5 protein-coding genes, 2 tRNA genes and 1 pseudogene are annotated in these 9309 nt (G+C 70.1%); 3 read left to right on the top strand and 5 right to left on the bottom strand.

Annotation, left to right across the window (positions count from 1 at the left end):
• Positions 1-24: 24 nt before the first annotated feature.
• The 4 genes from ACFHWS_RS25535 to ACFHWS_RS25520 all read right to left on the bottom strand — a co-directional run bounded on the left by ACFHWS_RS25535 (position 25) and on the right by ACFHWS_RS25520 (position 2911).
• Complete coding sequence (locus tag ACFHWS_RS25535; RefSeq protein WP_416569262.1) at positions 25-525, bottom strand: transposase family protein; 501 nt, start codon at positions 523-525, stop codon at positions 25-27.
• Positions 526-1328: 803 nt separating this feature from the next.
• Positions 1329-1401, bottom strand: a tRNA-Arg gene (locus ACFHWS_RS25530).
• Between the two features lie 35 nt (positions 1402-1436).
• Positions 1437-1527 (bottom strand) — tRNA-Ser (locus tag ACFHWS_RS25525).
• 85 nt (positions 1528-1612) lie between these two features.
• The gene (locus tag ACFHWS_RS25520) at positions 1613-2911 is read right to left on the bottom strand and encodes a multidrug effflux MFS transporter (protein ID WP_282232675.1); all 1299 of its coding nucleotides are present in this window, start codon (positions 2909-2911) and stop codon (positions 1613-1615) included.
• Positions 2912-3510: 599 nt separating this feature from the next.
• Here ACFHWS_RS25520 and ACFHWS_RS25515 point away from each other — a divergent pair.
• Complete coding sequence (locus ACFHWS_RS25515) at positions 3511-4182, top strand: S1 family peptidase (protein ID WP_416556577.1); 672 nt, start codon at positions 3511-3513, stop codon at positions 4180-4182.
• Between the two features lie 198 nt (positions 4183-4380).
• Here the strand turns inward: ACFHWS_RS25515 and ACFHWS_RS25510 are convergent.
• Positions 4381-4818: pseudogene (locus ACFHWS_RS25510) on the bottom strand (adenylate/guanylate cyclase domain-containing protein); the annotation flags it as partial.
• A gap of 355 nt (positions 4819-5173) precedes the next feature.
• Here ACFHWS_RS25510 and ACFHWS_RS25505 point away from each other — a divergent pair.
• Together ACFHWS_RS25505 and ACFHWS_RS25500 are read left to right on the top strand one after the other, a co-directional pair.
• Complete coding sequence (locus ACFHWS_RS25505) at positions 5174-8269, top strand: helix-turn-helix transcriptional regulator (RefSeq protein WP_416569261.1); 3096 nt, start codon at positions 5174-5176, stop codon at positions 8267-8269.
• A 238-nt stretch (positions 8270-8507) separates the two neighbouring features.
• Positions 8508-9272 carry a DUF5995 family protein gene (locus tag ACFHWS_RS25500; RefSeq protein ID WP_416556579.1) on the top strand — a complete coding sequence of 255 codons (765 nt, stop codon included), beginning with the start codon at positions 8508-8510 and terminating at the stop codon, positions 9270-9272.
• Positions 9273-9309 lie beyond the last annotated feature (37 nt).

Here is a 9309-nt window from a genome sequence, read left to right as displayed (position 1 = left end):
CGGGCAGCGACACGCCGAAAGTCGTCACCCGCCCACGGCCGACTTTGATACACGCCCTAGCACGGTCAGCGCGGGAACGGGCGGCTCGGGCAGGGCGCGGACCAGCCGTAACAACGTCATCCGGCCTACGTGGGGCCCGAGCCGTCCCGCGAGCCGGGCACCGGCACGCCCGCCCAACGCCAACGCGACGGCTTCCATCCCGTTGCGCGCCAGCGTACTGAACCGGCCGTGGCGTACCGTCACACCGTCGATCTGCTCGGCGAAGATCCGCCGTAGGCAGTCGTCCATGGTGCAGAAGAACCGCCGTACCCGTAGGTGCAGCACGGTCTCCCGCCCGGCGACCGGCGCGTCGAGCAGCCGTCGTTCGTACCGGCTGTGCACCCGCCGGGACACGGTCGAGCAGTCCGGGCATCTCGCGCCGACGCTACCTGGCTCGGCGTACACCCGCACCGTCAAACCCGTGGCCAGCACATTCGAGATGCGTAGCCCGGACAGGTGCGAGAAGACGACAGCAGCAACATCCACTATGGGCACGAATCATGATCTACCATCGACCATCCGCGATCACCGAGACCGTGCCAGAGCCAGATCAGAAAGACCGTTGACATGCCCTACGAGGGATTGCAACAACAGTGGTCCGGGCTGATGCGTTCCCTTGCCCGGGTCCTCATCTGCCCTACGAGGGATTGCAACTGAAATGTCAACGGTCTTCCTGACCTGGCTCTGGCACGGTCTCGGTGATCGCGGACGGTCGATTAATCGGCGAGTAGGACGGGTCGGCGGAGCTGCTCTCCGGTCGGCGGCAGCTTCCGCCGCTGCCGGCGCAGGTGCCACCCGAACTGCTGCACGGCTGATCACAAACGATGACCACGGGGGACACCAGTCCTGCCACCGCACCAGGTGGGGCGCTGGTCGGTGAGCGGAAACTCGCGGCGGCAGGGACCTGCTGGGGCGATCGTCGGAGGAAAGTGATCACCGCTCGCTACGTTCCTCTAACGGCAAGTTGACATTGACGGATACCGGCGACAGTGGCAGCCTGCCCCCGCGCACCAAACCGGGCGACACGGCCGCGCCTCCAGCACCGCGAACCCGGCCGGGGGAGAGCGGCACCTCGACCACGGAAGCACGTCCCACTGTCTGGACTTTCGGCCCGACGCGGGTACCCATGATCAAAACTTATCGGGACAGGACGGGTCACCCCTGGACTGGCCGGGACGTGAGGGATGCTCGTCGCACGAGCACCCACCGAGCACCCAACCAACCACAAGGGACGGAAAAGCGAAAGGGCCTGACTGCCGTTTTGGCAGGTCAGACCCCTGTTGATCTCGCGCGCCCGAAGGGACTCGAACCCCTAACCTTCTGATCCGTAGTCAGATGCTCTATCCGTTGAGCTACGGGCGCAGGTGCCTGGCAAGCATACACGCCTCGCCGAAGCGCGGAGACTCCGGGATTCGAACCCGGGAGGGGCTTTAAGACCCCAACCGCATTAGCAGTGCGGCGCCATAGACCAGACTAGGCGAAGTCTCCCCGGCGGCCGCTCCAGACCACCGCCGGTCGAGGATACAGGGCACGCCGCGCCCGGGGCAAAGCACCTCCCCGGCCGCAGCCAACGTCAGTGCGGCGCGACCGATGTCGGCGCCGTCCGGTCGGGAACGGGCAGACGGCCTGGACGTACGACGACCAGGAGCACGATCAGCGCGGCCAGCACGCCTCCGGTGATCACCGTCGCCATCGCGATGCTGCCGGTGCCGAGTAGCCCGACGACCGGCGCGGCGAGTGCGCCGACACCGAACTGCACCGCCCCGAGCATCGCGGATGCGGTTCCGGCAGCTTCCCCGTGGCCGGCCAGGGCCAGCGCGGGAGCGTTCGGTAGCGCGAACCCGGCTGCGGCGAGAACGGCCCACAGCGGGATCAGGACGCCTGGTAGCCCGCCGACGTTCGTTGCCGCGAAGCCGAGCAGGATCAGCCCGCAGACCAGCCCGGCGATCAGTGAGGTCCGCAGGATCTGCTGCGGTGAGTAGCGGCGGAGCAGCCGTACGTTGAGCTGGGTGGCAGTGATCATGCCGACCGCCCCGGCCCCGAACGCGATACCGAACTGTTGCTCGTCGAGCCCGTACTGGTCCTGCAGGACGAACGACGAGCCCGCGACGTACGCGAACAGCGAGGCCATCGAGAAGCCGGCGACGAGCACCAGGCCGACGAAGATCCGGTCCCGGAACAGGCCTCCGTACACCCGGAGGGTGTCCAGCACCCGGGCCGGACGGCGGCGGTGCGGCGGCAGCGTCTCGGGCAGCCCAAGGGCGGTCACCGCGATCAGGGCGAGACCCAACACAGCGAGCGCGGCGAACACGCCCCGCCAGTGCGTCCAGCTGAGCAGCGCGCTGCCGAGGGTCGGCGCGAGGACCGGCGCGACGCCCATGACCAGTAGCAGTCGGGACAGTACGCGGGCGAAGGCGATCCCGCTGAACATGTCCCGGACGACCGCCATCGCGATCACCGCCGCCGCGGCGGCTCCGAAGCCCTGGACGATCCGCAGCGTGCCGAGCACCGCAATGTTCGGCGCAACGGCGCACAGGACCGAGGCGAGCACGTGCAGACCGGTGCCGACCAGCAGCGGCCGGCGTCGACCCCACACGTCCGACAGCGGCCCGATGATCAACTGGCCGATGGCCAGCCCGGCGAGTGTGCCGGTCAGCGTCAACTGGACGCCGGCCGCGGTGGTCTGCAGATCATCACTGATTGCCGGAAGTGCCGGCAGGTACATGTCGATGGTCAACGGGCCGACCGCGATGAGTGTGCCGAGCACCAGGATCAGCCGGATCCGCTGCCATGGGCTGAGCGACTCACCGGGAGTCGGCTCCACGACGGGGACTGGCGCGGACCCGCCGGGCCGTTGGGCGAGCGCTGTCATGATTCCTCTTCCGCGGAGGCGCGTCGTCTGCGCACGGTAGGCGCGGGTTGTCGCGACCCGTCTGGTGGGCCAGTGCTGCCGCTGTGCAGGCGCGCAGCCAATCTCACAAGCTGGCCGTCGCGCTTGCCATTCCCGTTCCGGCGAACGGTGTGGCGTGTCACAGCGGCGCGAACAAGGCACTCGGTGGCCCGGATGTCGGCCACTGCACGTGTGGAGGGCCGCCGTCGGCGGTGCCCGCGGCGGGAACAGGCCCACCGGCCCACCCAGGTCCACCGGCCACCCAGGCCAACGCTGGGTGGCGGGCGTCCACCCGATCATCGTACTGACTATGACAGACGACAATGCATATTGTGTACGTCATATCTTCGTGCGGCAGGTCGCTCCGTAGGGCGCTATCAGAAATAATCGGTCCGGAGTCTTGTCGTGGGAACCGTCGAAGCCTAATCTCTGGCATCACCGATGCGCGACTCGCGTCGCCGGTGCGGCGCCTGCCCGGCGTCGCCGGACAGCAGGTGTCCATCGACGGAACCCCGTCGTGGAACACCGGCCCGACCGGCCCGGAATCCCCCGGGGCAACCCCTTCGGTTAAGGAGCCAGCCTTGCGTATCCGACTCACCCTGGCCATTGCCGCGACCGCGCTGGTCGGCGCGTTCGTGGCCCCGTCCGCCGCGGCTGCGGCACCGCAACAGATCATTGGCGGCGGCACGGTCTCCTCGGCACCGTGGGCGGCCGCCGTCTTCCAGAACGGCTCGTTCGCCTGTTCCGGCTCGATCATCGCCTCACGGTGGGTGCTGACCGCGCGGCACTGTCTCGGCGGGTCGATGTCGGTGCGAGTGGGCAGCGTCTACCGCTCCTCGGGCGGCGCGACCAGCACGGTCAGCGCCAGCTACGGCCGGTACGACCTTGGCCTGCTCTACCTGAGCTCGGCAATCTCCACCAGCTACGTCACGTTGGCGTCCAGCAACCCACCGGTCGGCTCGACGAACACCATCTACGGCTGGGGCCGGACCTGCAGCAACTGTGACGCCTCGGCGCAGCTGAAGGTCGCCTCGGTGCGTACCACGACGAACGGCGCGTCCGACGCGTACGGCGGCCCGGCGATCCGCAGCACCGGGGTGAACGGCGTGGCTTGGCGGGGCGACTCCGGCGGTCCGCAGTTCTACAACGGGCAGCAGGTGGGTGTCTGCTCGACCGGCAACGGGTCGACGTACCAGAACTACGCCTCGGTGGCGTCCAGCCGGAGCTGGATCCGCTCGGTGACCGGGGTCTGAGGCTGTGACGACCGCGGCGGCCAACAACGGCCGTTCGGTACGCGGGCGGTCGGTAGGCGTCCCGCGTACCACCTGATCCGCCGGTTCGGTGGCCGCTGCTCGCAGCGGCCACCGAACCGGCGCCGGCTGCCATACCTGTACCGGCTCGCTTCGGCCGGCGATCGACATCGGTGGTTGCTGGTGGAACCTGAGCCTCGTGCCGGCGGCGCGGTAGGTTTCCGCGGTCACGGCGACATGGCCTGGGGCGGCATGCGCCTGCAGCCGAGCGGCTACGTTGATCAAGTCGCCGGTGAGGAATCCGACTCCGCCGTCGACTGCACCCGCAGTGTCGATGGCCGCCGATCCGGTGGCCACTCCGACCCGGATCCGTACCCGCGCGCTGTCGGGAAAGTCGGTACGGCGGACCGCGTCCGCGAGTTCGAGAGCGGCCCGCACCGCCGGGTACGCGCCGCCATCGCCATGGTCATCGTCGTTGCCGGCGATGCCGAAGACCGCCATCACCGCGTCTCCGATGTACTTCTCCACCACTCCGTCCCACCGTCGAATCACCGTCCGCACCGCGTGGAAGTAGCGCAGCTGCACGTCGCGAACCTCCTCTGGGGTGAGCCGATCGGACAGGGCGGTGAAGCCGACCATGTCGACGAAAAGCACGCTGACCGTGCGACGGCGGGTCCGGGCGGCTGGAACGGACCAGCCAGACGGCGGTTTCCGTCGCGCTCCGCAGTTGGGACAGTAACGGTGGGTCGACCTTACGGGGGTACGGCAGATCGGGCCGGCTGCGTGGGTCGGGCCGGTGGGGCGGCGGTAGTTGCGGCGGAGCGTCCTCATGATCGCCTCCTGCGCGGTGATGGTGCTTTAGTCCGCTCCCGGGTGGACCTGATCCGGTCCGTGTGGACCGGCGTACGGGACGGATGGCTGAAACGGTCGCAGCCCAGCGCAGCCCTAGGATCTGTAGAACGACGTATGTCAGATACTCCCACCCTTTATGTCGGTGATCGGATTGACACAGTCACGCGATGGCAGGTCGCTGGCCCCCAGCTCCGACGAGGTTCCCTTCGTCGGGCGGCAGGCTCAGCTGCAGGTGTTGCACGAGTCGCTACGTAGGGTCGAGCGGGGGAGCACGGCCGCGGTCTTCGTCATGGGCGAGAGCGGCATCGGTAAGTCGCGGCTGCTGAGCGCGGCCAGCGACCGGCTCCGTGCTGCCGGTGCGCTGGTGCTGTCCGGGGCATGTCTGGACATTGGGGACTCATCACCACTGCACCCACTTCGGCAGGCTCTGCGGCGTTATCAGCCGGCGGCCGGCCGGGCCGGCGTTCTGTCCGGCGCTGCGGCCCGCGAGTTGATCTCGGTGCTGGACGGCGAGGCTCGGCACCCCGACGGAGCCGGTGACCTGCTGGAACGGCTAACCCGTGGGCTCGGCGCGGTCGCCGCCGGACGGACCCTGGTGCTGGTCATGGACGATCTGCAGTGGGCCGACCTGACCACCCGGCATTTGCTGCTGTACCTCCTCGCCGGGCTGGGGGACGTCCGGCTGCTGCTGCTCGGCGCCGCACGGACCGAGACGCTGCGGGGCGACGACCCGATCCGCCGCATGCTGCTGGAGTTACGCCGGTCCCGGTCGCGTTCCGGCGCGGTCGACGTGTTGGAACTGGAGCCGCTGGACCGGACGGAGACCGCCCAACTCGTCGCGGAGCTGCTCGGCGGCGACCCGGAGCCGGACCTGGCCGAGTCGGTGTGGCGGCGCAGCGGTGGGGTGCCGTTCCTCGCCGAGGAGCTGGCCCGGGACGCCCGGGACGGCCGGGACGGCCTGTCGGAGACCCTGCGCGAGATCGCCCTGGCCCACGTCGACGCCCTGCCGGCCGACGCCCAGCTCGTGTCACATGCGGTCGCCGCCGGCGTCGAGCCGGTCGCCCACGACCTGCTGGCCCGGGTCGCCCAGCTTGGCGAGGACCGGCTGCTGCAGGCGGTACGCGAGGCGGTCGGCCAGCGGGTGCTGTTGTCCGAGCCGGACGGATACCGGTTCCGCTACCCGCTGATCCGGGAGGTCCTGGAGCCGCGGCTGCTGCCGGGGGAGCGGGTCCGGTGGCACCGGCGGTACGCCGAGGCGCTCGTCGCCGGCCCCACCGGTGACCTGCGGCATGCCCGGTTGGCGTACCACTGGCGGGAGGCGGGCGAGACCACCCGGGCGTTGCCGGCCGTGGTCGCCGCCGCCGAGGAAGCGGAGCGCCTGTACGGTTTCGCCGAGGCGTTCGAGCACTGGGCCAGCGCGGTCGACCTGGCCAACCAGGTCCCGCCTGCCTGGCTGGTCGAGTTCGACGCGACCATGCTGGGCCGACGCGCGGCGGAGGCGGCACACCGCAGCGGCGAGCACGAGCGCGCGCTGGCGTTGCTGGAGCAGTTGGCCACCAACCTGTTCGGTCCGCCGCCGTCCTGGCTGTACACCCTGCGGGCGCGGTACCTGACGGCGGTCGGTCAGCTGGCCGAGGCGGAGCGCGAGTACGACCGGACGCTGGCTGCGGCCGACGCCGACGCTGGCGAGCGGGTCGCCGCCGCCGCACACTCCGCCGATCTGCTGCTGCAACTCTGCCGGTACGCCGACGCCGGCCGGCGGGCCCAGGAGGCACTTGACCTGGCTGCCGGGGCGCCCGACTGCGCCTCGGCGATGGTGCTGGCCGGGGTGACCCTCGGCTATAGCCAGGCATACCTCAACGACCCGGCGGCGGGCAAGGAAGCGGTCCGGCAGGCGCGGCGTACCGCCGAACTGACCGGCGGCCCGGCGGACGTCGCCGTCGCCGACCTGCAGCTCGCCGAGCTGCTCAGTGGACACCTCAACGAGTTGGAGGAGGGAGTCGCGGTCGCCCGCCACGGCGCGGAACGGGCCGAGCGGGTCGGGCTGGCCCGCACCTACGGCACCCGGTTGCTCTCCGCCGCCGCCAACGGGCTGTTCCGGCTCGGCCGGTGGAGCGAGGCCGAGGAGGTGATCACGGCCGCGCTGCGGCATCGGCCGTCCGGGGCGGACGCGGTCGAGCTGCTGCTGGCCCGTTGTCGGATTCATGTGGGTTTCGGCCATCTTGATGGTGCGGAGTCCGACCTGGAGGCGATCGAGACCCTGCTGGCCGCTGGCGGTGGGATGCGGCACATGCTGCCGTTGCTGACGTTGCGCGCCGGGCTGGCCATGTGGCGTGGCCGGCATGCTGAGGCGCGGGAGGCGGTACAGCAGGGCATCGACCTGGCCGAGCGGCACTCGGGTGACGTCTGGTTGCAGGCGCCGCTGGTCTGGCACGGGCTGCGGGCCGAGGCGGAGGCCCGGTCCAGCGGGGCACCGACCGACCCGCAGGCGGTGCAGCGTCTGGTCAAGGTTGTCGGCCGGATGGAGCGCAGCAGCAACACGGAGACTGCGGCACCGGTGCGCGACGCGGTGATCGGCTACCGGGAGCTCTGCGCCGCGGAGATCAGCCGGATCGACGGCCGGTCGGACCCGGTGTTCTGGTCGCGGGCCGCCGAGGTCTGGGAGCGGCGGTGCCATCCGTACCCGGCGGCGTACGCCCGGTTGCGCCAGGCCGAGGCGCTGTACGCGATCCGTACCCGTAACGCGGACGCGACCCGGGCGCTGCAGGCGGCGTACCGGACCGCCCGACGGCTCGGTGCCCGTCCGTTCACCGAGGAGATCAAGGCCCTGGCCGCCCGTGCCCGGGTGGCGTTGGGCGCGGGTGAGCCGGAGCCGATGCCCGAGATGGACAGCCAGGAACGGGTCACCCTGCGGGCCGGTCTGACCAGCCCGCCGACGGTCGGCGAACGGGTGGCTCGGGCGTTGGTCAACGACCGCGTGAAGCGGACCTCGATGGTCGAGCGGGCCGGTCAGGTGCTCGCCCCGGGCGGTCCGGACGAGCTCGCGGCGCTCACCGACCGGGAGCGTCAGGTGCTGGAGCTGGTCGCGGAGGGACGGACCAACCGGGCGACGGCCGAGGTGCTGTTCATCAGCGAACGTACGGTCGGTGTGCACGTGTCGAACATCCTCAACAAGCTGCAGGTGAGGACGCGAGTGGAGGCGACTCGGGTGTTCATGCGTAACCAGCCGCGTGCCTGACACCCGACTGTGAACCTGCCAGTCCGGTGCGTGGCGGCCGCCGACCGGTCGGTCCACCCCGGCCGGTTGACGTCTCGGCCGGAAAACCGCACACCGGGGCGGCGGATCGGCCAGTGAGACACCCGTCGTTGCGCCGATACCTGCGGGTTGGCAGCGGCTGCCACTGTAGGGACCGACCATTTCGGTGACGACCGCCCGCCGCCCGGGGCGAGGGAGCACTGCAGACTGGAGGTGTCCGATGTCAGAACTCCGCTGGGGTCACGTGCACGACCAGGTCATGGAGGTCCTCGACCACCGGCCGATCGACGTCGCCGGCGTGGTCGAGGATCTGGCGGCGCTGCAGAAGCTGCTCGAGTCAGCCACGCCGAGTGACAGCGACAATCCGGTGGCCGACTTCAACCATCTCTACTGGGTGATCACCAGCACCATCGACGAGCGACTGCAGGCCGGTGAGTTCGCCGACCCTGCCTTCCTCACCTTGCTGGACATCGAGTTCGCGGAGCGGTACTTCGCGGCGCTGCGCTGCTGGGGCAACCGGGGCGACACCCCGGCGGCCTGGGAGGTGCTGTTCAGCCGGCTGCGCGACGAGAGCGTACGGTCGTTGCCGTCGGCCGCCGCCGGGGTGAACGCGCACATCAACTACGACCTACCGTTCGCCCTGCTGAGCACCTGGGCCAAGCTCGGGTCGAGCCCGGACAACGACGAGCAGCACCGCGACTACCTCTACATCAATGAGATCTTCTTCGACCGGATCCCGCAGCTGCGGCGCAGCTACCTGAGTAGCTGGCAGATTTGCCTCGACCGGCTCAACGGGCAGGTCGACGACTGGTACCAGAACCGGTTGGTGGAGTTCACCCGGGACATCGCCTGGCGGGACGCGGCCCGGATGTGGCCGATGCGGGACAACCCGACGATGCTGGAGAGCGAGCGGTTGCGGATGGACCGGCACACCGCATTCCTGGGCTGGGCGTTGCTCTCGCCGGTGGGCAGCCTGCTGCAGTGACGCCCGGCCGGGTGCCTGCCGGTCCGCTGCCGGTGGT

The sequence above is a fragment of the Micromonospora sp. LOL_013 genome, from assembly GCF_048060315.1.
GTDB lineage: Bacteria > Actinomycetota > Actinomycetes > Mycobacteriales > Micromonosporaceae > Micromonospora_E.
The sequence above is the reverse complement of the archived record's forward strand: the minus strand, read 5'-3'. Positions and strand labels throughout refer to the sequence as shown.

Excerpts from the sequence above, each read along its gene's own strand:
- ACFHWS_RS25520 (WP_282232675.1), bottom strand. The coding sequence starts at position 2,911 with ATGACAGCGCTCGCCCAACGGCCCGGCGGGTCCGCGCCAGTCCCCGTC.
- ACFHWS_RS25500 (WP_416556579.1), top strand. The coding sequence starts at position 8,508 with ATGTCAGAACTCCGCTGGGGTCACGTGCACGACCAGGTCATGGAGGTC.